A 24,303-nucleotide genomic window follows, 5' to 3' on the forward strand; every position below is an offset into this window, starting at 1 on the left:
TGTTCAGACTAAAAGAAGGAATCAAACAAAAGGGAAGCAGCGGCTTCCCTTATCTCAGTCAGTAATGAAGATTACTTGTTTAGGTACGCAGGTACGTCTGCAATGCTATCTAATACTACCGTTGCAATCGCTTCGCCTTGTTCTGTTACTGGCTTACCAGTGCGAACCAAAATCTTAGTGCCAACGCCTGCCGCTTCTGCTGCCATCATGTCTTCGGCTTTGTCGCCGATCATCACAGATTTCTCCATGTCGATCTTCAAGAAGTCACGCGCAGAAATAAACATACCTGGTTTTGGCTTACGACAATCACAATCTTGCTTGTACTCGCCAATGCCATGCTCCGGATGATGCGGGCAGTAGTAGATGCCGTCGAACTCAACGCCATTATCAGCGAAGTTCCAGTCCATCCATTGAGTCAGAGACAAGAAACGGTCTTCGCTGAATTTACCACGTGCAATGCCAGATTGATTGGTCACAAGCACCAGCAGGTAGCCTTTATCTTTCAGCGCTTTTGTCGCTTCAAAGACACCGTCAATGTACTCAAAATCATGTTCGTCATGAACGTAGCCGTGGTCAACGTTGATCACGCCGTCACGGTCGATAAAAACAGCAGGTTTTGCCAAAACGTATTTCTCTATTTACTCGGTTTTATCAGATTATTACATACCTTATAAGCACTCACACTATCTAATTGGTGTGAGTGGGCGACAAAACAGTTGATTTGTCGCCCGAGAATCGGTAAATCTTGAGTATCCCTCTTATATATGCCCTTCCGCCAAACATTCTCTGTTTTCCTTTTCCAACAGAACATCCATACATTTAGACGTCTAGACGTAAAAATATCTATTGACTTAATACTACTTAACCCATAGCATCAACTGAGAATTGAGATAGAGTTCAAAATTTACTCCTGTTAAAAGCCGTTTTTAACAGCGAAGTTCCCAGTATCTCTGTGCAGGTTGAAACATGATAGAAATAAAAAACGTCAATAAAGTGTTCTACCAAGGCAGTAAGGAAATTCTTGCCCTTAAGGACATTAATCTAGATATCGCGAAGGGCACCATCTTCGGTGTTATTGGCTCATCGGGCGCGGGTAAAAGTACCCTAATCCGCTGTGTGAACATGCTGGAAGCCCCGACATCGGGTTCCATCATCGTAGATGGCGTTGATCTAACCAAATTAAGCAAAAAGCAATTGGGAGAAACTCGCCGTAACATCGGGATGATCTTCCAACACTTTAACCTGCTGTCGTCTCGCACCGTTTTCGACAATGTCGCACTCCCTCTTGAGCTAGCAGGCAAAGACAAAGCGCAAATCACAACAAAAGTGACTGAGCTACTTAAACTCGTTGGTCTTTCAGACAAGTATGAAAGCTACCCAGCAAACCTAAGTGGTGGTCAAAAGCAACGCGTGGCGATTGCACGTGCACTGGCATCAGACCCTAGTGTTTTGCTGTGTGACGAAGCAACCAGTGCGCTGGATCCAGCAACGACTCAGTCCATCTTAGAACTACTAAAAGAAATCAACCGCAAGCTAGAAATCACCATTCTTCTGATCACTCACGAGATGGAAGTGGTTAAGAGCATCTGTCACGAAGTGGCGATCATCGGTGATGGTGAACTAGTGGAAAAAGGCACCGTTGGTGAAATCTTCGCGCATCCGAAGACAGCACTGGCACACGAGTTCATTCGCTCTACTTTGGATCTTTCTATCCCAGAAGATTACCAAGCACGCTTACAAACCACGCGCGTAGAAAACAGCTACCCATTGGTTCGCCTAGAGTTTACTGGCGCTACCGTGGATGCCCCTCTGATGACGCAAATCGCTCGTAAGTACAACATCGACGTGAGCATCCTAAGTTCTGATCTGGATTACGCTGGCGGCGTGAAGTTCGGCATGATGGTCGCAGAGCTGTTTGGTAACGAAGAAGACGATAACGCAGCGATTGAGTTCCTGCGTGAGCACAACGTGAAAGTAGAGGTACTTGGCTATGTCCTTTAATACGATTTCTGAATGGCTGAGCCTAAACAGCAACCTACTTTTGGGCGCAACATGGGAAACCCTATACATGGTTGCGGTTGCTGGCATCGTTGGTTTTGCTGTTGGTATTCCACTAGGCGTAATTTTGCACACCACTAAAAAAGGTGGCTTGCTGGAGAACACTAAACTTAATCGCGTGCTTGGCGCCATCGTTAACATTGGTCGCTCGGTTCCTTTCCTAGTGCTGATGGTTGCGATTATTCCAGTAACCAAACTGTTGGTTGGCACCTTTATCGGTACAACAGCAGCGATTGTTCCTTTGACTATCGGTGCAATCCCATTTGTGGCGCGTCTCATTGAAGGTGCACTGCTGGAAGTACCATCAGGTTTGGTTGAGGCTGCACAATCTATGGGCGCAACACCAACACAAATCATCACAAAAGTTCTGCTTCCTGAAGCAATGCCGACTATTGTTAACTCAGTAACGATTACCCTAGTAACACTTGTAAGCTACTCAGCAATGGCGGGTACGGTAGGCGGCGGCGGTCTTGGTGACGTAGCTATCCGTTATGGCTTCCACCGTTACGACGTAGTCATCATGGCAGTAACGGTCGTGATGCTGATTGTTCTAGTACAAATTATTCAGTCTATCGGTGATGCAATCGTACGCCGTGTAGACCACAGATAAGAATTGAAAATACCAATTATAAGGAGATAAAGATGAAATTTAGCCTTAAGAGTCTTTTGACTGTTGCAACTGCCGCTTCTGCACTGGTTCTTGCTGGTTGTGGTGACAAAGAAGTCGACGTGAATAAAGTAAAAGTTGGCGTAATGGCAGGTGCTGAAGCTCAAGTTGCGGAAGTTGCAGCAAAAGTTGCTAAAGAGAAATATAACCTGGATGTTGAGTTGGTTACCTTTACCGATTACGTAACACCAAACGCAGCACTAGATGATGGCTCAATCGACGCAAACGCGTTCCAACACAAGCCATACCTAGATCAGCAAGTAAAAGATCGTGGCTACAAGCTAGTAACTGCAGGCAACTCTTTCGTATACCCTATCGCTGGTTACTCTAAGCAAGTGAAATCAGTGGATGAAATCGAAGATGGTGCTCGCATCGCGGTTCCAAACGATCCAACTAACCTAGGTCGTTCTCTTCTACTTCTTGAGCAACAAGGTCTGATCGAACTGCGCGATGGCGTTGGTCTACTGGCAACAGTACGTGACATCGTAGGTAACCCGAAAAACATCACTATCGTTGAACTAGACGCAGCACAGCTTCCACGTTCTCTTGATGACGTTGCGGTTTCTATCATCAACACAACTTACGCAAGTTCAATTGACCTAACACCTGAGCGTGACGGTATCTTCGTAGAAGACAAAGAGTCTCCATACGTAAACCTTATCGTTGCTCGTGAAGACAACGTTCAAGCAGCTAACGTACAAAACTTCGTGAAAGCATACCAAACAGATGAAGTTTACGAAGCAGCGAAAGACATCTTCAAAGGTGGTGTAGTGAAAGGTTGGTAATCCCCTCTTTCTACAACACTTGAAACTTAAAAAGGGCGCTCATCGGAGCGCCCTTTTTGCATTTGTTTTCATTGCGGTTTTATATCGCTAAAACAGCTGAACTTCGTCTTGCTCAAGCTTCTTTTGCTCCTGTTCTTGCTGCGTATCCACTTGCGGATGTTTAAACACATAAGGCGCTAAAAACGCAGTAAACGGGATAGTAAGCACAATGCCTACACTGCCCGCTAACGCATTCACCACTGCAAGTCCCACCAGCGGCATATTCATAAACTGGCTTGCAGGCATGTTAAGCCCCCATACCATCATGATGGTTGTTAACGATCCACCAGCAAACGCCAAAATCAAGGTGTTAGTCATGGTGCCCATGATGTCTCGACCAATATTCATCGACGCTCTAACCAACTGCTTTGGTTTGAGTTTCGGGTCGGTTTGTTGCAGCTCCGCATACGCCGATGCAATCGAAATCGCAACGTCCATAACAGCGCCAAGTGCAGCAACGACAATCGTCACGAACATCAACCAACGGATGCCCATCTTTACCGACGTTAGGTAAATCACGTCTTCGCCCTTGTCGAGGTAAATGCCCGACAAGTGCGCCATTTCACCGAACCACTGCGCCATTACACCCGCGGCGATCACACCCAATAATGTGCCGCCCATGGCACATAAACTCTTACGGTTATAGCCAGAGACGAGAATAAAGCTGACCACGATGATCACCACCATCAGCAAAATACTAACCAGCATCGGATTCCAGCCAGCGAAAATACTTGGCACCAACACGCCAACAATCAATGCCGCGGTAAAATAGAGCGCGACCATCGAGTTGATGCCCTCTTTCTTGCCAAAGCTCAGTAGCAGCGCACAGAACAGCACAAGCATAAGGTAAATCGCGTCTGAGCGTTTGTGGTTATACGCCCAATAAACGGTACCATTGGTGGTTTCGCGGATCATCATAATGAAAGTATCGCCTTCACCAACGTACACATTGTGCTGGCGACTAAGAGGATTGGTGACTTCCACCTCTAAACCTTCGCTCTCTCCCTCAAGGATTTTTGCCATGAAGACTTGCTTACCAGTCATCACATCCGGCACAAGCGGATCTGGCGCAACATGGTTTGAGATAGAACGCGTGACAGTCGCTTCAACAAACTCTTGTTGTTGACGAGATTTGGGACGGAAATCTTCACTCCACGAAGAAGAAAACTGAAAGATAAGCGTGGAGATAAGGGTAATCAGTAGGGTGAAACCCCATCGGTTATAGATTCTTTTGATCATGAAGCACTCTTCTACATCACTCACTAAACGGGCTTTGCCTCTGGTGAGTAAAATTAGGCGCGGTAAAGATTACCGCGCCCATATGCAGGATTAATGAGTTGGGTTACAACCTGCGACTTTCTCATCAAGGGTCGCCGCGTCTTTGTTAGGGTTAACAAAGTAGCTAGACGAATCATTGATGTTCACAGACTTAACAATTGCAGGGTATTTCGGGTTTTCCAAATCAATCGAGACACAGATTTCCATGTTCTTCAATTGATCCCACAGCGCCTTGCCTTTACCTTCTCTTAGTGTCGTAATTTCACCACTTGGCAGGTATTGCGTGAACGACCAGTTACCAACGTTGCCATTAAAATCTGCCACGTTGATGCCTTTGTTCTTCTCAACATAAGCCGTCAACATATCGCGGATTGCGTATACCGGCTCATTCACTGAGTCGTAGAACACGTCATCTTTGCTCGCCCAACCAAACTTCTGGATTTGCGAACCAAAGCGGTAGCTGTTCATTGCCACTTTGTAAGTTGCATTAGGATCGAACTGTTCACCGCCAATGCTAGTGATGTTGACGCGGCTGCCTTCATTCGTCACTGTATTGTTTTCATCCAACTCAAGAGACGGCTTACTCAGATCCACAGTAAATTCGATATCACCATCAAATTGGTCGTATAGGTAAGCAGGAGCGCCTTTCTTGAACGAAACGGTAATATCACCCGGTTGGTATTGGTTGAAGTAAGAGTAAGACCATTCGATGAAGCGTTTTAGGTTGGCACCTGTCATCTCCACACCAAGCAAAGTGTTGTCGTATTTATACAAGTTAGTCGACTTACCTTTGGTGTACACTTCGTTGTCTATTAAGTTAGATTGATCAGAGAACAGAGATGCTGCAGAGACTATCGCGCCGTTACCTTTACCCATCGCCGCTTCGATTTGCTGCATTTGGATTTGGTTAATCACATCCATCAATGGTGTATCAACCACTTTCGCAAGGTGAATCGTCGAGTACAGACGCTCTGCGGTGTAGTTGTAATCCGTCGCGGTCGCTTCATCTGGGAAGCCTGATGCGCTTGGTGTGAAGTTGCCCGTTACACGACCAAGCTCGCGCGTCGCGTCTTCAACCGAAATATCATGCACGTATTGGAATTTCGCTTGTAGAGCCTGCTCTTCTTTGACCTTCTTCGTGCCGATGTTGGTTAACGTGGTGTCTTCCATAGTCCACTTACCATCGACTTTCTTCAGTTGAATCTCAGCTTTGGCAAGGTAAGCACCCCACTTACCTGGTTCAATGATTTTCACGCTTTGTGCGCGGTTATCTTGAGTGTATTCGCCAGACTTGGCTTTATCTTCAATCAACGTATTTTCGCCGCCGATTTCTGATGTTGATTTGCTGATTGGTGTAACTGTGCCGTCCGCATTCACTTGTTCGATGTAGTTCGCGTGTTCGTGACCCGCTAGAATAACGTCGAATTTATCCGCCATTGCAGACGCAATTTCATAAACGCCCACACCACCGTCTTCTTGGCGACCAAGGTGAAGCGCGCCCACGATCACATCTGGATTGTATTTAGACACCAGTTGATCAACCGCTTCTTTGGTTGCGTCCAATTCATTCTCAAACTTCAAGCCTTTGAAGTGATCCGGAGCTGAGGCTTCCCAGTTCGGCACGTTCGATGGCGTTAGACCAACGATCGCCACTTTCACGCCTTCCACTTCAAACATTTGGAACGCGCGAATGTAGTTCACATCGTTACTTTCCCACTTGATGTTAGAAGACAGGACCGCACCATTAAAATGATCGAGGTTGCGATCGACAAACGAACGCTCAAAGTTGAATTCATGGTTGCCTGGTACCCAAACATCAAAGCCAAGAGAGTTCATGCTCTCAACCACAGGGTGAGTTGGGTCATCGTTGAATAGCTGCGCGGAGTTGCCCTGAACCGTATCACCGATATCAATCAGGATCATATTTGGATGTGCCGCTTTTTGGTCAGCAAGCAAGGTTGCGATGCGGGTAATGCCAGCGTCATCGTCTACGGCATTTAGCGCATAGTCAAAACCAAACAAGCGACCATGTAAATCCGATGTCGCCGCGATAGCAATGGTGACTTCGTCATCTTGCGTTGCTTCACCTTTGACGACGACGTCAGGTGTGTTAGTTAGCGTTTTACCCTCTGCGACCACTGGACTGTAATCTGATGGTACCTCTACGTATTTGGTTTCATCATCGTTACAACCAGCCATCAAGCCGACAACTGCAATACAGATTAGGCTTCGTTTAAATAAAGTCATCTCAATTCCTTCCAGATTATTTTTTTATATATATTTTCGGAAGGGGCCCTCTTCCCAAAACCTCAAAAAGGATATGGATATTATTTGAAATTTTTGAGAAGCAAACGTTTCAATGCTTATAAACCATGCAACTAAGTTACATTTTTCTTTGAACATGAACAAAGATCACAATCAAGGGGATGAGAGGAATGGTCAATGAAAATGCTTTTCGAATCAATGTATTGATAAAATAAATAATAGAAAATTATACCAATCAACCCTGATTCATTTATAGCGATAGAAAAAAGCTGGCATAGACGCCAGCTTTTTAAAAATAGACTACTTGATGTGGTCCCAAGAGATATTGGAGACAATTCGGCAATCGTCACACTTAAAGTAGAAGATGTCGTGTAGCGGTTCGTCTAGTAACCAGTCACCACCACATTTGGGACACTTGCGCGCTTTTTCCGCTTCCAGTGACTCACCACCAACTCGGTATTGGTAGTAATAAGTCGGGATCTTGGTGATGTATTCAATACGACCACGCAAATCCCAACCTCGACGGAACAGCACACTGTCAGCGTCGCAAATTTCATGCAGCGCAGCGTGTTCAGCACGACAGCCACCTGCCATTTGGATTTCATCACACGCTTGCCATTCGGTTTGCCATTTCACCACCGCTTTGTGGTCACCATTCAACGTAGCACCATTACGGTAAAGTGGAATTGGTAACAGTGTCTCGCCGCTGCGCAGTGGAGAACAAGTATGAACGTACGTGGTGTACAGCACTTGCCAGCTAGGTGTCTCTTCTTCCGCCGCTTCTTCTGAGTTCAAATCACGACCCAACATGCGCATTTTCGGCGCAAGCAACGAGGCTTCCGACAAACGATTCATGCACACTTTGACGAAATCAGAATGGTAACGAGGGTGCAAACTGTCTTGCTCTGGGCAAACCACGCGAACATAAAACTCGCCATCACCCATCACGATAGGAAACTCACGACCAAGCACCTGACCGTTGTAGCGCAATGCGTCCATCAGACCATTAATCGCTTTATCAACCGCGCTTACGGTAGTGTTATCAAAACACTCAAACTGCAACTCAACAACGTACATGCTTACACTGCAGCCTCTAGTTTGCTTAGAAACTCGGTGAGCGTCTCAGCCAGTACGTCGCGTTTGTCTGAGCCTAAGCGCTCAAGAATCACATTACCGGTTAAGTTACAGATAGAAATAACATCCAACTCTGCATCTGTCGCTGCGATAAATACCGTCGGCTTTAGTTTTAGACGGCGCTGAGTGACTAGATGACCAAGAATATTTTCTTGCAGACGAGTAAAATCATCATCACTCCATACTTGCAGCAACGTCAGTTCGTTACCTTGCCAAGTTGCGTCCATATCAGCGCTGTACTGAGAACCGTAAAAGGTTTTGATGTCTTCATGCAGCGTCAGCTCAATTGCGTTCTCAACGTTAGTGAAATCCGCCATTTCTTCACGTGGGAATGCTTTCCACAATACGGCCCCGTCGCGTTTCTCTTCTACACATGGAGAAACAAGATCAGCAAGCTCTTCACTGCGTGGCAGTTCGTTATGCTCGTCTTGCCAAGCTTGTTGGTAGCGCAGGCTAAAGTCCTGTAGAGCCTGAGTAACGGTTTGGGTCATGAAGGTCTCCTGGTTAGTTTTTATCAGGTCGCGGTGTCTGCCGGATGGCAATTAATCAACGGATTCAGTAAAATTCTCGCCATTCTAATCGAAAATGACCACAAAGTATGAGCAAATATTCTGACGCTAAAGAGCTTGCTGGCCTAACTCTGGGTAAAAAGACCGAGTACGCAAATCAATACGACGCAAGCTTGCTGCAACCTGTACCTCGCAGCCTAAACCGTGATGACCTTGAACTTGGCGACAGCCTACCGTTTATGGGTCACGATATTTGGACGCTGTACGAGCTATCTTGGCTAAACAGCAAAGGCTTGCCTCAAGTTGCCGTTGGCGAAGTCTACATCCCAGCAACCAGCGCAAACTTAATTGAGTCAAAGTCGTTCAAGTTGTACCTAAACAGCTACAACCAAACGCGTTTTGCTACTTGGGAAGAAGTCACTGAGCGTTTAGCGCAAGATTTATCAGCATGCGCTGGCGAGCAAGTACTTGTGGAAGTAAATCCAGTTAGTCACTACACCAACCAACCTATTGTCACGATGGAAGGTGAATGCATTGACGATCAAGACATCGAAATCACTAGCTACGACTTCGATGCCGCGCTTCTAGACGGCGCTGCAGGTAACGAGCAAGTGGAAGAAGTACTTCACAGCCATTTACTAAAATCAAACTGTTTGATCACCAACCAGCCAGATTGGGGCAGCGTAGAAATTCGCTACCAAGGCGCTAAGCTTGATCGTGAGAAGCTGCTTCGCTACTTGGTTTCATTCCGTGAACACAATGAGTTCCACGAGCAATGTGTTGAACGTATCTTCACTGACTTGATGAAGTACTGCCAACCAACGAAACTAACCGTATTCGCACGTTACACGCGTCGTGGTGGTTTGGATATCAACCCTTACCGCTCAACGGAACAAGACAAGCCAGCGCACAATAATCGCATGGCTCGTCAATAATCTGAGTACTTAATCAAAAGCGAATGAGCTAAATACTCAACACTCATTGCTTAAATACTCAAAAACGCCCAGCTATCTGTTGGATTGCTGGGCGTTTTTCTCTAATATTGTTTATTCAAAAACGACACAGTTCGAGGGAACGAAAAGGATGTTTTGGGACAGTTCGCGTCTATTAAGGCTGATTGGCTTTCTTTGCTTATTGTTAGCACAGCCACTTCACGCGACCATTTTATCTTCCGCTTTGCTCAATGAAGCTCAGCAATTAGCTGAGATCGAACCTTCACAAGCAAAACAAGCGGCCAAAAACTACCTTTTGCAACGCGAGCTGATTGAACGCCAAGAGAATGGCAGCCCTTCCGCGATGTCTCGTGAAGAGACCGACCGCAGTATCCGCACCCCGAGCAGCACGATTGAGGCGCACAAAATCATTGCACAAGCCGATTATGCAATGGGCAACATTCGCTCTGCCATCAACAACCTTGATGAAGCAGAACGTCTAGCCAAAGAATACCAATTGCCGTACATGAATTTGGATGTGCAACTGATGCGCAACCAAATGATTTGGATGTACGACAAAAACTACGCCGCAGCAGAACAAAAACTCGACCAGATCGAAAAGCAGATTGAAGAAGCAAATCCGGTTTTACAGCGTACCGACAGCGTTCGTTACCGCTTAGTGATGCAACGTGCCTTGCTCGCAGCAAATAGCGGTGACTCCGTAAACGCTGAGCGTTTGTATGCTAAAGCTAAAACCATGTTGGAAGACAATCGCTCAGATCTGACTCTGATTGACTACCACACAGCGGTAGGCGAATTTTACCTCAACAACAAGAAATACAACCTCGCGCTCTCAGAACTGCTTTACGGTTACTGGCAATCTATCGAGAGCGATAGTGGAGCCAGACTAGCAAAGGTAAACCGTCTATTGGCTCGACTATTCCAAGAGCGCCGCGTTTACGACAAAGCAATTGAATACCTCTCTCAGGCGGCGGACTTTTACGACAGTTACCCAAGCTCCCCAATTTTGGCTGACGTGCTAGAACAGATGGGCGATATCTACTTCTACCAAGGTAAGTTCAACCTCGCGCTGGTGCATTACTTCAATGTACTTGATCACGACAGCACCAGTAAGAATATCAACCGCATCATTAAAATACGTTTGAGCCTAGCTGCCACTTACCTTCAGCTTTACAACTATGCGTTAGCAGAGCAGTACCTAGACCGTTCCAAAGACTTATTGGAATACGCTGATTTACCTCAGCTAGAAGCCAAAGCTGCACTGCTTAAATCAGGTCTGGCATACCATCAAAATGACAGTAAAGATGTGATCGTCAATGCCAAGAGAGCGCTAGACCTGATAGAGAAAGCACCAGAAGATACGGGCTTCATTAAACAGCAAAGCTATCGCTTACTGGGTTTGGGGTATGAGCAAGCTGGCGAATACCAGTTATCCCTTCAAGCGTACAAAAAATACATCAGCCTAGTGCGCCTAGAGCAAAAGCAGCTTAACCAAATCAGTGAAGATGCCTTCCGCCAACAAAAAGAGTTTGCTGAGCAAAGCATCCACTATGTAGGTCAGGCAGACAAGCTAGCTCAAGTTGAAATGGAGCATCGTAAATTCCAAAAGATCTCGTTCGCACTGTTTATTACCGTTTTGGTGATGTTCTTATTCATCATGCGTCGTGGTGTTATCAACCAACGTCAAACAGCTGAGATTGAAAAGCTGCGTAATGATCTGTTCACTCACTCTCGCTCACGCTTGCGTAACTTACGTATGCTCAACGTCAAGCTATCGCGTTCATTGAAGAAGTCGAGCGACACATTCGAACAATGGCAAATGGGTGAACTTATCCACGAGCCGTTGAATGACCGCTTACGCTTTGTGATGATCGATTTGCCATTCTTGCGCAGCATGTACGTTCAACATGGTTACAAAGCTGGCTTAGAGTTAGAACGTGCATTTGGTGAGTTCCTAGCAGAACGCATTCAGAAGCCAACACGTTTGTACCATTTCTCAGATGCAAACTTGTTGTACATTGAGCCAAATGCCGATCGCGATGCCTCCGCAGAAGCCACCTTTGATAAATTCCAAGGCTGGGTGGACGAGTTCGCAGCACAGCACAACGTCAATCGCATCATTCGTATGGGCATCAGTGATTACCCATTCTTGCCGCGTGCTTACACCGCGATTAACGATGAAGAACTGCTCGATCTACTGTTGCTTGCGACACACATAGCACGTGAAGTTAGTTTAAAAGATAAGCACAGTCATTGGGTATTCTTAAAGGCCATTGATAATGCACCTGCTGCGAGCTTTGCAACCGGTGACATAAGGACAGCTTGCCAACATGCCATCAATCAAGGGCTAATAAAGATTCATTCTTCGTACAAGAATGAGGACGACATCAAAAAAATATTAAAAAACGGATAATTAAACAACGGTTGAGCGTGATCAGTGATGACGCTATAAAGTTTTTTGTTATTATCAAATAATCGTCAGTAGTACATGGACTTAACCGTAGTCACTTCATGGGAATCTTGGAATCCGATATTCAGTCGCAGCTTCATCAGCTGAGTTGTCAACTTGACCAACTCAGGCTGACTCATCGTGATACTTCGCTCAAATTTCAACGTGAGCAGCAAGTTCTTAAGCGAGTTGTGGCATCATTGTCTTCTGCTTGTCAGGGTTCAAACTCTCAAGTATCCAACTACCTGCGCGAAATTCAGCAAGAGCTTGAACATCATAAAGATGTAAGTACGCTGATACCTCGCTTAGCAGTGCTAGAAAGAATGCTCAAACAGCAATCTAAGACGATGGAAAAACAAAACGGTTATCTCGACGAACAAATCAAACACAGTGGTGAAACGCTTCAACGTATCACCGGCTTACCTGCGCAGTTAAAACGTGAATTGCGTAACCTGATGAGCTTCTCGGAAGTCCATGCTGGTAAGAAAGTCGATCAAGCCACTAAGCTACTGAGCATCTACGAGCGCGCACTCAAGATAATCACCTCTAATTCACGCCTTAACCTAGGCGAGCTAGAACACGGTCCTGATAAGTCACAACTGGAATGCCTTGCAAGCGATCTACAACACACCATCACGGAACTCGATTTTGAAGGTGAGTCTGGCGATCAACTGTTGGATATTCGCGCTAAGTTACTTTTAGGCGTCAATGCTGAATCTCTAATTGAATTAACGCTACACACATTAAAACTGGTCGTGGAAGCGACCAAGTACGAGCGTAAATCATCAGAACAGTTCCTAGAACAGTTGAACACGTCACTGTCTAGCAATCTCAAAACCGTTCATCAGAATGTTGACCAGCACCAAACTTACTTTGAGCATCGTCAAGAGCTGAACGCTGAGATGACCACTTTGGTTGAACGCAGTCAAGAGTCTCTTGAGCAAGCCCAAGACTTAGACGAGTTAAAAGGCGAAGTTTCGCCACTGCTGGCAAAAATGGCATCACTGACTGAGCGCTTGAGAATGACAGAAGAGCGTGAGCAAGCACTTCAAGAACGCCTAAGCTACAGCAAAAATCAATTGGAAGCAGTGTTCGAAACGACACAAGATTACCGTCGCCGCTTGGAAGACCAAGCTCAGCGTATGCTGCTTGATCCTCTTACAAAGGTCTACAATCGCACGGCTTTTAACGATCGTTTAGAGCTCGAATATCGTCGTTGGATTCGCTCACAGCAAAACTTGCGCGTGGTGCTGTTTGACGTGGATAACTTCAAAGCGGTTAATGATAGCTACGGTTACACAGCTGGTGACAAGGCGCTAAAAATCATTGCCCGCACGATGAACAAGCGGATTGCAGATACGGAAACCGTAGCGCGTTTTGGTGGTGAAGAGTTCATCTTGTTGATCCCGGAACAATCAGAAGAATACACGCTTGAATTGATGAAAAACATTCAACGTGACATCAGCAAATTACCATTCAAGTTCCGTGAACAAAACATCATGATCACCTTAACTGCGGTTTCTACATCATTTAAAGAAGCAGACAACCCAGAATACGTCCTCGACCGTCTTGGTAACATGCTAAAAGACGCCAAACAGCGTGGTAACAACCAAGTCAACTGGAACTAAAAAGCGTTCAAAAAACAATCAAACGAACACTTTTTACGTGCTGTTTTGTCATATTGCCTCAAATTTTCAACGAGTTATCACGTTTCTCCTCTTCCAGTCTGCTAAGCTGTTTAAACGCTATAAACAAAGTCTGCCAACCACTGAGTAGAACGACACGTATAAGCTAAGTAGGTGAGTTGGTTTCTTCCCTCAAAGAAAGCACTAGCAAGGAGGCCTTATGATTACCCATATAAGCCCCGCAGGTAGCATGGATTTGCTATCACAACTGGAAGTTGAACGTCTTAAGAAAACCGCATCAAGTGAGCTTTACCAGCTCTATCGCAATTGTACGCTCGCGGTCCTCAACTCTGGTAGCCATACCGACAACTCAAAAGAGCTGTTAGATAAATACCTATCGTTTGATGTGAACGTAGTTCGACGCGAACGCGGCATCAAGCTTGAGCTTGCCAACCCGCCAGAACATGCGTTCGTTGACGGAGAGATCATCAAGGGTATTCAAGAGCACTTATTCTCTGTTTTGCGTGACATCGTGTACGTAAACATGCATTTGGCGGACAACCAACGTCTTAACCTCACCAATGCCACGCACATCACCAACCTCGTATTTGGCATCTTGCGTAATGCTGGTACGTTGACGCCCGGCATTGAGCCGAACCTTGTGGTTTGTTGGGGTGGTCACTCAATCAACGCGACAGAGTACCAATACACTCGCGAAGTGGGTAACGAGTTGGGTCTACGTGAACTGAACATCTGTACGGGCTGTGGTCCTGGTGCAATGGAAGGTCCAATGAAAGGCGCAGCGATTGGTCACGCCAAACAGCGCTATACCGAGCAGCGTTACCTTGGTTTGACCGAGCCTTCAATCATTGCGGCTGAGCCACCAAACCCAATCGTGAACGAGTTGGTGATCATGCCAGACATCGAGAAACGTCTCGAAGCCTTTGTTCGCATGGCGCACGGCATCGTTATCTTCCCTGGTGGTCCGGGTACCGCCGAAGAGTTGCTGTACATCTTGGGTATCATGATGCACCCCGAAAATGCCGACCAACCAATGCCTATCGTACTTACAGGCCCTAAAGAGAGTGAAGCCTACTTCCGCTCAATCGATGCCTTTATTGCCGATACATTGGGCGAAGAAGGTCAGAAGCACTACCAAATCGTGATTGATGATCCGGCAGAAGTTGCCCGTATTATGAAACGCTCAATGGACGAGGTTCGTCAGCATCGTAAAGAAAAAGGCGACGCGTACAGCTTTAACTGGTCGCTAAAAATTGAGCCAGAGTTCCAACTTCCGTTTGAACCAACTCATGATGCGATGGCAAGCCTAGATTTGCATTTGAACCAACAACCTCAAGTTCTGGCTGCAAGCCTGCGCCAAGCCTTCTCAGGTATTGTTGCTGGTAACGTTAAAGCGGAAGGGATTCGAGAAATCGAACGCAAAGGTCCGTTTACCATCAATGGCGATCCAGTCTTGATGAAAAAACTCGACAAGCTGTTGAAAGACTTCGTAGAGCAGCACCGCATGAAACTGCCGGGTGGCACTGCGTATGAACCATGCTACCGTATTGCCCATCGAGAAAATGGTGGTCGATAGATAACTCAGCTTTGGTTACACTAGGGGCATTCCGCCCCTTTTTATTGCTAAGTCATTATGTCTATTCATCTTGTTATCATTGATGCCCTAAACCTGATCCGCCGCGTGCACTCAGCACAACCCGATCCAACTGACATAGCAAGAACCATCACAACGACAGGCAGAACGCTGACTCGCATCCTATCTGAGGCGCAACCTACGCACATCATCGCGGTATTCGATCACCACGAACAAGACCGAGGTTGGCGCGCGGAAATCCTTCCAGACTACAAACAAAACCGCAAACCTATGCCAGAGCCCCTGATGCAAGGTTTAGACGCAATTCAACAAGCGTGGTGGGAACAAGGCATCGACTCACTGCTATCTGAAGGTGATGAAGCGGATGACTTAGTTGCAACCCTCGCCACTAAAGTCGCAAGTCACGGAGAGAAAGTCACCATCGTCTCCACCGACAAAGGTTATTGCCAATTGTTGTCCCCAACTTTGCAAATCCGAGACTACTTCCAGCATCGTTGGTTGGATGAACCGTTTATCGAAAAAGAGTTTGGCGTGAAACCCACTCAGCTTGCCGACTACTGGGGTTTAACAGGGATTAGCTCAAGCCAAGTACCGGGTGTACCCGGTGTTGGTCCAAAAGCCGCTAAGGAAATTCTCACTCAGTTTGAGGACATTGAAGCGGCATACGCAAGTGAAGAGCTGGTACCGAAATATCGTAAGAAGCTGGATGAACACATTGAATCTGCACGTCTATGCAAACGCGTAGCGGCGTTGAAATGCGACATCGAGCTCGGCTTTAACCTGCAAGACATTCGCTTTACCGGACCAAATAAAGCCGAGTAAGTGCACCTCTTTTACGCTGCTAGTTTGGGTTAGACAACACGTTTATAAAATCTGTTGTGTAACCCTTTACATTCACAGCAATGATATTTACCTCATCATTAACCTACAAGATACTGATTAGTTTATAAGCTAATTCACAGTCTTAGTGAGTAATTTCATTATTTTCAAATCTCCCAATAACGGAGAAAAATAATGAAAAACATCATCTTAGTATCTTTAGTCACGCTCCTATCCTTCCCTACCCTTGCTGAAACTTGCGGTCAACACCTTGATAAAGGTATGCCTTCAACCAACAGCGATCAGTTCCTCTGCCGAGATGGCTATGCGGTTGGGTACAACTACGACACCAAAAACGCAGACTGGGTTGCTTACCACATTACCGCTGAAAGCGTGAATATCACCAACAAACGCAGTAACTCCTTCAAAGAAGACACTGAAATGCCGGATTACGCGCGCTCTACCCTAGCGGACTACAAAGGCTCAGGTTACGACAGAGGACACCTTGCTCCGTCAGCGACAATGGACTTCACCCGAGAGTCAATGAAGCAGAGCTTTTTGATGAGCAACATGTCGCCTCAACTTCCGGGGTTTAACCGAGTTGGTTGGCGCGTTCTAGAAGAACATGTTCGTGATCTCGCCAATGAATACAACGAACTTTATGTGGTGACTGGACCGATTTACCAAGGCAACGAAGGAACAATCGGTAATGGTGTGGTGATCCCGAGCGCGTTTTACAAAGTCATTCTTGATCCAAGCTTTGATGAAGCCATTGCGTTCATTGTCCCGCATCGTGATGTTTCAAGCTCTGAGTTAGCTAACTTTATTACCACCATTGACGAAGTTGAACGTCAAACTGGATTAGACTTTTTTGCTCAAACGCCAGATAGCATCGAAGACAACATGGAATCAGTAAAATGGGAAGAGATGTGGCCTACCAGCAACTAAGTAATGGTCATGGTTCTTAAACCGCAATAAAAAAGCGCCTGCATTAGGCGCTTTTTTGAAAATGTTCAACCACATAGAAACGATAGCTTAGTGTGGTGAGATATTAGACAGACATTGAATGTGAATCGTGATCTCTTCGCGGTCATGGTATAGGTGCTTCGCTTGCAGCTTGAATTTCACCTTGTTCTCAATCAGGAACATTTTTAGGTTTTCAAGATCTTGCAGCACTTCATCGTAACGACCTTTCATTGGAAGCTTAAGGTTGAAAATCGCTTCTTTCGCCCAACCTTTTAGCAGCCATTGCCCCATAAGGTGCGCAACGCGTGCTGGCTTCTCAACCATGTCACACACAATCCAAGTAACGTTCTTACGGTCTGGTTCAAACTTAAAGCCATCTACCATGTGGTGTTTAATTTGACCCGTTTCCATTAGGCTATCCGCCATCATGCCGTTATCCACACAGTGAACGAACATCGAACGTTTCACCAATTGGTAAGTCCAACCGCCCGGACAAGCACCTAGGTCAACACCCCACATGCCAGGAGCCAAACGCTCGTCCCATTCCTCACGCGGAATGAAGACGTGGAATGCTTCTTCTAATTTCAGCGTAGAGCGGCTTGGCGCATCAGCAGGGAACTTAAGGCGGGGAATACCCATGAAGAACTGCGAGTTGTTGCCTGGGTATGAGTAACCCACGTAACAATGACCCGGAGCCACAAAGCAAATATGCAGTACTGGCTTCTTCGCGTTGTCTTTGTTCCACATCAGACCTTTACCACGCATCGCCTGACGCATTGGTACCGTGAACTTGCGGCAAAACTTCAATAACTCTTTCGCTTCGTTAGTATCGGGAGTTTCAATACGCAGATCGCCACAACGTGGGAATGCTTCGATTTCAGACAATTCAGCAAGAATTGGGCTGATACGGTCATCGCTTGGTAGCGCTTCGAACTCGGCAGCCACAGCAAACATCTGACGTGCAAAAATCAGTGCGCTAAAGTCTAAGCCTTTTGCTAGCTTATCTGCGTCTCCATCTTGGTAACATTCGAAGACAACATAACCTGAGTTTTTCTTCACACGAGGGAAGCCATACACTTCCAATTGTGTTGCTTTGTCCTGAATTTCACCAGCACACTCTTTCTCAAAGCCAGAACGGCAATAGAGCATTAGTTGTTTCACTTGGAGACCTCTTTGATATTAAACGCAGCAAAAAAGAACAGACACCAACCGATCATGAACAAGAGTCCTCCCATAGGAGTAATTGGTCCAAACCACTTAATGCCCGTCAGCGCCAGCGCGTAAAGACTGCCGCTAAAACAAAAGATGCCGATGATAAAGCAAATCGCCGCGATGAAAAAATACTTTTGTGCTTTTTGCCCCAAATTGAGCAACAGCAAAATCGCACAAAATGCGATAGCCAAAGTATGGATGAACTGATACAAAACGCCGGTTTCAAAGACGCCCAGTAAATAAGGCGATAACTTTGCTTTCAAACCATGTGCAGCAAATGCACCTAGCGCCACTGATGTTAAGCCAGAAAGACCAGTAAATGAGAGTAACCACTTACTTTTCACAGGACACCTCTTTAATAAATGTCGCTAACTGCTCCACTGTTGAAGCAATGTTACCTGCCTCTGTATAGCCAGAGCTCTTGCGTGGCTTAAAGCTGTGGTCACCGTCTGGCAGAAAGCTCACGGTGACCTGCTCTGATAATGCAAAGCCTTCGAACTCTTCGCGCTTGCCGAATGTATCGCGCTCACCTTGTAGGATTAAAGTTGGCTTTTCGATACTCGCTAAATGCTCGCCTTTGTATTTCTCTGGTTTACCGGGAGGATGAAAAGGGAAACCTAAACAGGCAACACCCGCCACCAGCGCATTATCGGCGAGTAAGCTCGACATACGCCCACCCATCGACTTACCGCCAATCACGATAGGTTGAGAAGTAAAGTGAGCGATCACTTCTTCATAAGCTTCAAGAAGTTTTGGGGCACGATCTGGCGGACGCTTCTTGCCATCTTCCGCTCGCTTAACCATATAGGGGAAGTTAAAACGCACCACGCGTATACCCTGCTCAACTAATCCTCTGGCGACGGCAGTCATGAAATCGTGTTCCATGCCTGCCCCTGCGCCGTGAGCAAAAATAAACAGCGGTCCGTTTTCAGGTCCCTCAGCTATCCAATGGCTCATCCAATACTTCCTCTTGTTCTTTTCTTGCGGTTGCCAGCATCCAGTCCCTAAACGTCGCGATACGTCCCATATCCGCTTGCTGTTCGTGACACACCACATAGAAGGCATTCTTCGACACCAATACCTCATCAAATGGCGCGATTAAGCGTCCCGCTTCCATTTCAGGTTTGGCTAGCACGTTGTTACCTAGAGCGACACCTTGCCCGTGCGCAGCAGCTTGAAGCACCATGGTCGAGTGGCTGAAAATAGGACCATGGTTCACATTGATGCCTTCGATATTCTGCTGGCGAGCGAACTGCTTCCAATCTTTACGAGAGGTATCATGTAACAAGGTGTGTAATTTAAGGTCACTTAGAGATTCTAATGGTTTGTTACCTAAAAGTAACGAAGGTGAACAAAGTGGGATCAAAAACTCTTGGTAGAGTTTATCGGCACGCAAACCAGGCCAGTTACCACGACCATAATAGATAGCCACATCAACATCATCAGTCAGTGAACCTTCGTCCATATCAACCGCTTTAATACGCACATCGATGTCCGGTTCTTGGGCATTAAAATCCGCCAAGCGAGGTACCAGCCATTGGATTGCAAAACTTGGTGGCAAACTGATGGTCAACGCACCTTTTTCACTACGTTCCAATACCTTATCGGTCGCTTCTGAAATCGAAGTGAAGATATCTTTGATGTCTAGAAAGTAACTTTGCCCCTCTTCCGTTAGCAACAAAGAGCGGTTGCGACGACGGAAAAGTTTCAAAGATAAGAACTCTTCTAACGCTTTAATTTGGTGGCTCACTGCCGCTTGAGTAACAAACAACTCTTCAGCAGCACGGGTAAAACTGAGATGGCGGGCAGCCGCTTCAAAAACGCGAAGTGAATTCAACGGAGGCAATCTGCGAGACATTATGGGACCTCAAGTAGGATTAGTTTTTTTTATCTGAAACATTATAAAATGTCCGTTGCCGAACAGCCAGATAAATTCTATATTTCATCCCGCAACACGAGCCTGAACGGCTTGATTCCTTTTGTGAATCAATTGGCTTCGTTGTTGCGATGTTGTGTTTGCAAACTCGTATTTCGAGTTAGGTAGATTTCTACCATATGTTTTGTCCACACTCCCTGTGACAAAACAGATACTTCCTGTATTTATTTTGACCTGTCTGTCAAATTTCTTGCACCGCCTTATTAGGCGGTGTTTTTTTATCTAAAAAATCCCACTGTCCCTCTTCTTCAGAAATTGGTATCAACATCACCTTTTCATCCTGATTTCGGATTAATTATCGTTATATCAATACAAATCCCGAAGCGTGCGATTGAGCTCAATCTTATCACTTCATTAGGGAAAATTTTGCGCGTGCTAAAACGAAAAAAGCGCAAACTGATTTCTCAATTTGCGCTTTTGTGATTGTCAGCATTACAACGCGATTATGGGCGATAAACCTTCACGTTGTTGAAACCTTGCTCTTGCAAGTAAAGTGCTTGCAGACGGCTCATCACACCACGGTCACAGTACAGTAGGTATGTCTTAGCTTGGTCTAGATCACCAAACTGAGTACCCAGTTTGTAGAATGGAATATGTTTAACATCAACACCATCGATTTCTAGTGGGTTATCGTCTTCCTCTTCAGGGCTACGGATATCCAATACGATTGCGTGTTCTTCTACTGCTTGTACTTGCTCAACTTCTGGTGCTGCTTCCTGTGACTCTTTTGCGATATCACGGATGTCCATCATACGAGCTTCTTGAACCACTTGCTCAAGGATGCTGAAGTCGAATTTCTCTTCTTCTGCTTCTAGCTTGCCTTTCACCGCTTTCACAGTTGGCTTCTTAGAGATAACACCACAGTATTCTGGCATCGTCTTCGCAAAGTCTTCTGTGCCGATTTCACGCGCTAGATTGATGATGTCTTCTTTATCCCAGTTGATCAGCGGACGCAGAATCAGAGTATCTGTTACGTTATCGATATGGCGTAGGTTAGTTAGCGTCTGGCTCGATACCTGACCCAGTGCTTCACCTGTTACCAATGCTTCGATCTTCATCTTCTGAGCAATCATACCTGCCGCACGCATGAACATACGCTTCAGGATCACGCCCATTTGGCCGTCATCAACTTTCTCTAGGATTTCTGCAACTACAGGCTCGAAATCAACTGAGATGAAACGTACTTTTGCTGAAGAACCGTATTTGTTCCATAGGTAGTGAGAAACCTGCTTAACGCCGATTTCATGTGCTGGACCACCTAGGTTAAAGAAACAGTAATGTACTTTTGAGCCACGTTTGATATGTAGGTAGCTAGAAACACCAGAGTCGAAACCACCCGAGATCAGGCTTAGTACGTCTTCTTGTGTACCTAGAGGGAAACCACCTAGACCTTTGTGACGTGCCAACACTTGGTTTAGCTTGTCGTTAGTCACTTCAACGTTGATCGTTACGTCTGGCTTACTTAGCTTAACTCGAGCGCTTTCTACCGCTTGGTTAAGACCGCCACCTACGTAACGCTCTAACTCAATAGAAGTAAATTCGTGTTTACCACGACGCTTGGCACGCACTACGAAAGTCTTGCCTTCGATCAGTGAACCGCTTAGCTCCAACACTTGCTCGTAGATATCGTGCAAGTCTTTGAATTCAGTTTGTTTTACTTCAAGAATATGGTGAATACCTGGCGTGTGCGTCAGGATTTCTAAAACTTCAGCGTGGAACTCGTCACTCTCAGAGGTCACTTCAATGTGATCACGACGGTTGAATACCGCGACAGACTCCGTACGGCTCTTAACGATGTTACGAATGTTGCACTCTAAAATCTTTGTGAAGCGCTTACGCACAGATTCACTTTTTACAAAAATTTCTGGATGGGGCTTTACAATAAATTTCATAGTCTAGTTCGCAGGTTAGTTTCGCAATCAACAATGAGTGATACTCCACCTCGATGCTTCATACGCAGCAAAAGTGCGTTTTGGTCATAAAAGGTAGCCTGAGCTCACTTCAAAGGCGCAAGATTATACACCTAAGCGAAATGGAATGACAAAAAAAGCGAGCTAACGCTCGCTTTTAGTATAAGAACAAATATCCGCTTATTGAATTACGGGCACTTCTTCACTGTAAAGTGGTTCACCTTGCATGATGCTGATTTCAACACGGCGGTTAAGTGCGCGGTTTGCATCAGAATCGTTTGGCGCTAATGGCTCAGTATCAGCCATGCCTCGCACTCGTAAGCGTTGGTGCGAGAAGCCTCTTACTTTCTCCATCTCTTGGGCAACCGATACAGCTCGTTGCGAAGACAAGTCCCAGTTAGAACGATACAGCTCAGAATCCAGCGGTTGGTTGTCCGTATGTCCAGACACTCGAACAATACCCGGTACGTCTTTCACCAGTTCGGCAATCTGGCGTACTAGTGGTCTGAATTTCGGCTGTAAGAACGCCGACCCTTCAGGGAACGCGCCTTTCTCTCGCATTCGAATCACAATTTGCTGACCGAGGTTTTCTACTTCAATCGCGCCTTGCTCAATCTCTCGCTCCAACGCTTTCTTGATGCTTTCCATCAAGGTTTCCATCTCTTGCGACGTTTGTTCAGACTGCTGTTGTTGCATGTCTGCTTCTGCCGATTGATTGTTTTGCGTTGAAGTTTCTGGTGATTGTCCCCCCGTCAGCTTACCTTGGTCACGTTTAGTACCACCTGCTCGGTCAGATTCCCCTTCATGGAATTCCAACGTCTGCTGAGTGATGTCCATGGTTTGCTGCATGATGACATCAATTGGCGTCGGCTCAGGGCGACCCGGTCGAAATTCCTGAGCGATGATGCTGGTACCTTTTGGGATGTCCTTCACTTCAAGTTGGTTTTGTACACCAAAAGCGAACTTCATCGAGCCCGCAATTTGTTTGAACTTCAATACGTCCATTTCCGAAAACGAAAGCAGCAGTACGAAGAAACACATCAGCAGTGACATCAAGTCAGCGAATGTCCCCATCCACAGCGGGAGACCGGGTGGCGGACAATCACATTTGTTATCTTCATCCATCAGATGACCTCCGGATTACTCGTCTATCTCGAGAGCGCGTTTACCCTCGTTGAGGTAGTTCTTCAAGTAACTATCGATAACACGAGGGTTTTGACCATCTTGGATCGCCAAAACACCATCCATAATCAAACGACGGTTTAACGTTTCTTGATCGCGACGTAATGAAAGCTTGTCTGCAATTGGGAAAAACACCATGTTAGAAAGCACCGCACCGTATAGTGTGGTCAAAAGCGCTACCGCCATCGCAGGACCGATCGCTTTTGGGTCATCCATGTTTGAAAGCATGGCTACCAGACCAACCAGTGTACCGATCATCCCCATCGCAGGGGCTACGTCACCAAATGCACGAAACACGCCTGTACCTTGCGTATGGCGTTCATCGGTAAGTGCAATGTCTTTCTGTAGTGCCGCACGTACAACGTCGGCATCATGTCCATCAACCAGTAAATCGATGCCTTTCTGCATAAAGCTGTTGTTGATTTCCATCTCTTCAAGAGCGAGGAAACCACCTTTACGTGCCGCGTCTGCCATTTCAACAATCTTAGCGATCAGATCTTCTGGCTCATCGGCTTTAAACATGAACGCTTTACCTGCGATCTTTGTCGCACCGAAGAACTGCCCCATGGTGAACTTCATCAACACAACAAATGCAGAGCCACCAACTACGATTAGGATTGAGGTAACGTCTACGAACATACCGATGCTGCCGCCTAGCACCATCGCCATGATGACGAATGCAAAACCACCGATCAAACCTATTAGGGTTGCTAAATCCACAAAGCACTCCTCTCGCTATACTTAAATATTGCCTAGTCAGGCGAATTATTACTTGTATCGACAACTAGAACAGTTTTTTTAGAAAAATCTTGGTCAATACGTCACAAAAAGATCGTTTAGCTCCGAAGTCTATGATCAATATCGTCTTATCAGACCTGTCTAACGCTAATTTTGTGACAAT

At 46.0% G+C, this 24,303-nt stretch carries 21 protein-coding genes; 9 read left to right on the forward strand and 12 right to left on the reverse strand.

Annotation, left to right across the window (positions count from 1 at the left end):
* Positions 1-71 precede the first annotated feature (71 nt).
* Entirely contained in the window at positions 72-623 is a 552-nt protein-coding gene (gene gmhB, locus OH459_RS08745; RefSeq protein ID WP_005447547.1) for a D-glycero-beta-D-manno-heptose 1,7-bisphosphate 7-phosphatase, read from the reverse strand.
* A 343-nt stretch (positions 624-966) separates the two neighbouring features.
* On the opposite strand from gmhB, the gene metN reads away from it, so the two are divergent.
* The 3 genes from metN to OH459_RS08760 are packed head-to-tail and all read left to right on the forward strand — an operon-like array spanning position 967 to position 3,510.
* Positions 967-2,001 carry a methionine ABC transporter ATP-binding protein MetN gene (metN, locus tag OH459_RS08750; RefSeq protein WP_172580410.1) on the forward strand — a complete coding sequence of 345 codons (1,035 nt, stop codon included), beginning with the start codon at positions 967-969 and terminating at the stop codon, positions 1,999-2,001.
* Positions 1,991-2,668, forward strand: a complete 678-nt coding sequence (locus OH459_RS08755; protein ID WP_005432672.1) for a methionine ABC transporter permease — start codon at positions 1,991-1,993, stop codon at positions 2,666-2,668. The genes metN and OH459_RS08755 overlap by 11 nt, the downstream gene beginning before the upstream one ends.
* A 32-nt stretch (positions 2,669-2,700) precedes the next feature.
* A complete protein-coding gene (locus tag OH459_RS08760; RefSeq protein WP_005447551.1) occupies positions 2,701-3,510 on the forward strand; it encodes a MetQ/NlpA family lipoprotein in 810 nt (269 codons plus the stop codon).
* Positions 3,511-3,597: 87 nt separating this feature from the next.
* On the opposite strand, the gene OH459_RS08765 is transcribed toward OH459_RS08760, so the two are convergent.
* The 4 genes from OH459_RS08765 to syd form a co-directional block, all read right to left on the reverse strand.
* A complete protein-coding gene (locus OH459_RS08765) occupies positions 3,598-4,788 on the reverse strand; it encodes a YibE/F family protein (RefSeq protein WP_009699859.1) in 1,191 nt (396 codons plus the stop codon).
* A gap of 90 nt (positions 4,789-4,878) precedes the next feature.
* A complete protein-coding gene (locus tag OH459_RS08770; protein ID WP_269986404.1) occupies positions 4,879-7,074 on the reverse strand; it encodes a bifunctional metallophosphatase/5'-nucleotidase in 2,196 nt (731 codons plus the stop codon).
* A 318-nt stretch (positions 7,075-7,392) separates the two neighbouring features.
* Positions 7,393-8,169, reverse strand: a complete 777-nt coding sequence (locus OH459_RS08775) for a Zn-ribbon-containing protein (RefSeq protein ID WP_005447555.1) — start codon at positions 8,167-8,169, stop codon at positions 7,393-7,395.
* Between the two features lie 2 nt (positions 8,170-8,171).
* Entirely contained in the window at positions 8,172-8,717 is a 546-nt protein-coding gene (gene syd, locus OH459_RS08780) for a SecY-interacting protein (RefSeq protein ID WP_005447560.1), read from the reverse strand.
* A gap of 107 nt (positions 8,718-8,824) precedes the next feature.
* Between syd and queF the strand changes: the two genes are divergently transcribed.
* The 6 genes from queF (at position 8,825) to OH459_RS08810 (ending at position 17,144) form a co-directional block, all read left to right on the forward strand.
* Complete coding sequence (queF, locus tag OH459_RS08785; RefSeq protein ID WP_009702368.1) at positions 8,825-9,670, forward strand: NADPH-dependent 7-cyano-7-deazaguanine reductase QueF; 846 nt, start codon at positions 8,825-8,827, stop codon at positions 9,668-9,670.
* A gap of 148 nt (positions 9,671-9,818) precedes the next feature.
* Positions 9,819-12,101 (forward strand): tetratricopeptide repeat protein, encoded by a 2,283-nt coding sequence (locus OH459_RS08790; protein ID WP_017188442.1) that lies wholly within the window; start codon positions 9,819-9,821, stop codon positions 12,099-12,101.
* 98 nt (positions 12,102-12,199) lie between these two features.
* Positions 12,200-13,765 carry a GGDEF domain-containing protein gene (locus OH459_RS08795; protein WP_005447568.1) on the forward strand — a complete coding sequence of 522 codons (1,566 nt, stop codon included), beginning with the start codon at positions 12,200-12,202 and terminating at the stop codon, positions 13,763-13,765.
* 217 nt (positions 13,766-13,982) lie between these two features.
* On the forward strand, positions 13,983-15,359 hold the full coding sequence (gene ppnN, locus OH459_RS08800) for a nucleotide 5'-monophosphate nucleosidase PpnN (protein WP_005447570.1): 1,377 nt from the start codon (positions 13,983-13,985) through the stop codon (positions 15,357-15,359).
* Between the two features lie 57 nt (positions 15,360-15,416).
* Positions 15,417-16,199: a flap endonuclease Xni gene (gene xni / locus OH459_RS08805; RefSeq protein ID WP_005447572.1), complete on the forward strand. Its 783-nt coding sequence runs from the start codon at positions 15,417-15,419 to the stop codon at positions 16,197-16,199.
* 192 nt (positions 16,200-16,391) lie between these two features.
* Positions 16,392-17,144 carry a DNA/RNA non-specific endonuclease gene (locus OH459_RS08810; protein ID WP_009697728.1) on the forward strand — a complete coding sequence of 251 codons (753 nt, stop codon included), beginning with the start codon at positions 16,392-16,394 and terminating at the stop codon, positions 17,142-17,144.
* Between the two features lie 87 nt (positions 17,145-17,231).
* On the opposite strand, the gene rlmM is transcribed toward OH459_RS08810, so the two are convergent.
* The 7 genes from rlmM to pomA all read right to left on the reverse strand — a co-directional run bounded on the left by rlmM (position 17,232) and on the right by pomA (position 24,122).
* Positions 17,232-18,323 (reverse strand): 23S rRNA (cytidine(2498)-2'-O)-methyltransferase RlmM, encoded by a 1,092-nt coding sequence (gene rlmM, locus OH459_RS08815; RefSeq protein WP_017188443.1) that lies wholly within the window; start codon positions 18,321-18,323, stop codon positions 17,232-17,234.
* A complete protein-coding gene (locus tag OH459_RS08820; RefSeq protein ID WP_269986406.1) occupies positions 18,320-18,718 on the reverse strand; it encodes a DUF423 domain-containing protein in 399 nt (132 codons plus the stop codon). The genes rlmM and OH459_RS08820 overlap by 4 nt, the downstream gene beginning before the upstream one ends.
* The gene (locus OH459_RS08825; RefSeq protein WP_269986407.1) at positions 18,708-19,331 is read right to left on the reverse strand and encodes an alpha/beta fold hydrolase; all 624 of its coding nucleotides are present in this window, start codon (positions 19,329-19,331) and stop codon (positions 18,708-18,710) included. The genes OH459_RS08820 and OH459_RS08825 overlap by 11 nt, the downstream gene beginning before the upstream one ends.
* Entirely contained in the window at positions 19,312-20,232 is a 921-nt protein-coding gene (locus OH459_RS08830; RefSeq protein ID WP_009697724.1) for a transcriptional regulator GcvA, read from the reverse strand. The genes OH459_RS08825 and OH459_RS08830 overlap by 20 nt, the downstream gene beginning before the upstream one ends.
* 521 nt (positions 20,233-20,753) lie before the next feature.
* Positions 20,754-22,202 carry a tRNA uracil 4-sulfurtransferase ThiI gene (gene thiI / locus OH459_RS08835; protein ID WP_029789185.1) on the reverse strand — a complete coding sequence of 483 codons (1,449 nt, stop codon included), beginning with the start codon at positions 22,200-22,202 and terminating at the stop codon, positions 20,754-20,756.
* Positions 22,203-22,400: 198 nt separating this feature from the next.
* Complete coding sequence (locus OH459_RS08840) at positions 22,401-23,345, reverse strand: flagellar motor protein MotB (RefSeq protein WP_005447588.1); 945 nt, start codon at positions 23,343-23,345, stop codon at positions 22,401-22,403.
* A 15-nt stretch (positions 23,346-23,360) separates the two neighbouring features.
* Positions 23,361-24,122, reverse strand: coding sequence for a flagellar motor protein PomA (gene pomA / locus OH459_RS08845; protein ID WP_005427558.1), 762 nt, complete (start codon positions 24,120-24,122; stop codon positions 23,361-23,363).
* Positions 24,123-24,303: the final 181 nt, after the last annotated feature.

The organism is Vibrio sp. MM46, assembly GCF_027587135.1.
Lineage (GTDB): Bacteria > Pseudomonadota > Gammaproteobacteria > Enterobacterales > Vibrionaceae > Vibrio > Vibrio harveyi.

Coding starts and splice junctions, on each gene's coding strand:
- OH459_RS08830 (WP_009697724.1), bottom strand. CDS start 20,232: ATGTCTCGCAGATTGCCTCCGTTGAATTCACTTCGCGTTTTTGAAGCG.
- OH459_RS08755 (WP_005432672.1), top strand. CDS start 1,991: ATGTCCTTTAATACGATTTCTGAATGGCTGAGCCTAAACAGCAACCTA.
- OH459_RS08760 (WP_005447551.1), top strand. CDS start 2,701: ATGAAATTTAGCCTTAAGAGTCTTTTGACTGTTGCAACTGCCGCTTCT.
- xni (WP_005447572.1), top strand. CDS start 15,417: ATGTCTATTCATCTTGTTATCATTGATGCCCTAAACCTGATCCGCCGC.
- thiI (WP_029789185.1), bottom strand. CDS start 22,202: ATGAAATTTATTGTAAAGCCCCATCCAGAAATTTTTGTAAAAAGTGAA.
- metN (WP_172580410.1), top strand. CDS start 967: ATGATAGAAATAAAAAACGTCAATAAAGTGTTCTACCAAGGCAGTAAG.
- OH459_RS08765 (WP_009699859.1), bottom strand. CDS start 4,788: ATGATCAAAAGAATCTATAACCGATGGGGTTTCACCCTACTGATTACC.
- OH459_RS08775 (WP_005447555.1), bottom strand. CDS start 8,169: ATGTACGTTGTTGAGTTGCAGTTTGAGTGTTTTGATAACACTACCGTA.
- OH459_RS08825 (WP_269986407.1), bottom strand. CDS start 19,331: ATGAGCCATTGGATAGCTGAGGGACCTGAAAACGGACCGCTGTTTATT.
- OH459_RS08795 (WP_005447568.1), top strand. CDS start 12,200: ATGGGAATCTTGGAATCCGATATTCAGTCGCAGCTTCATCAGCTGAGT.
- OH459_RS08840 (WP_005447588.1), bottom strand. CDS start 23,345: ATGGATGAAGATAACAAATGTGATTGTCCGCCACCCGGTCTCCCGCTG.
- ppnN (WP_005447570.1), top strand. CDS start 13,983: ATGATTACCCATATAAGCCCCGCAGGTAGCATGGATTTGCTATCACAA.
- OH459_RS08810 (WP_009697728.1), top strand. CDS start 16,392: ATGAAAAACATCATCTTAGTATCTTTAGTCACGCTCCTATCCTTCCCT.
- syd (WP_005447560.1), bottom strand. CDS start 8,717: ATGACCCAAACCGTTACTCAGGCTCTACAGGACTTTAGCCTGCGCTAC.
- OH459_RS08790 (WP_017188442.1), top strand. CDS start 9,819: ATGTTTTGGGACAGTTCGCGTCTATTAAGGCTGATTGGCTTTCTTTGC.
- queF (WP_009702368.1), top strand. CDS start 8,825: ATGAGCAAATATTCTGACGCTAAAGAGCTTGCTGGCCTAACTCTGGGT.
- OH459_RS08770 (WP_269986404.1), bottom strand. CDS start 7,074: ATGACTTTATTTAAACGAAGCCTAATCTGTATTGCAGTTGTCGGCTTG.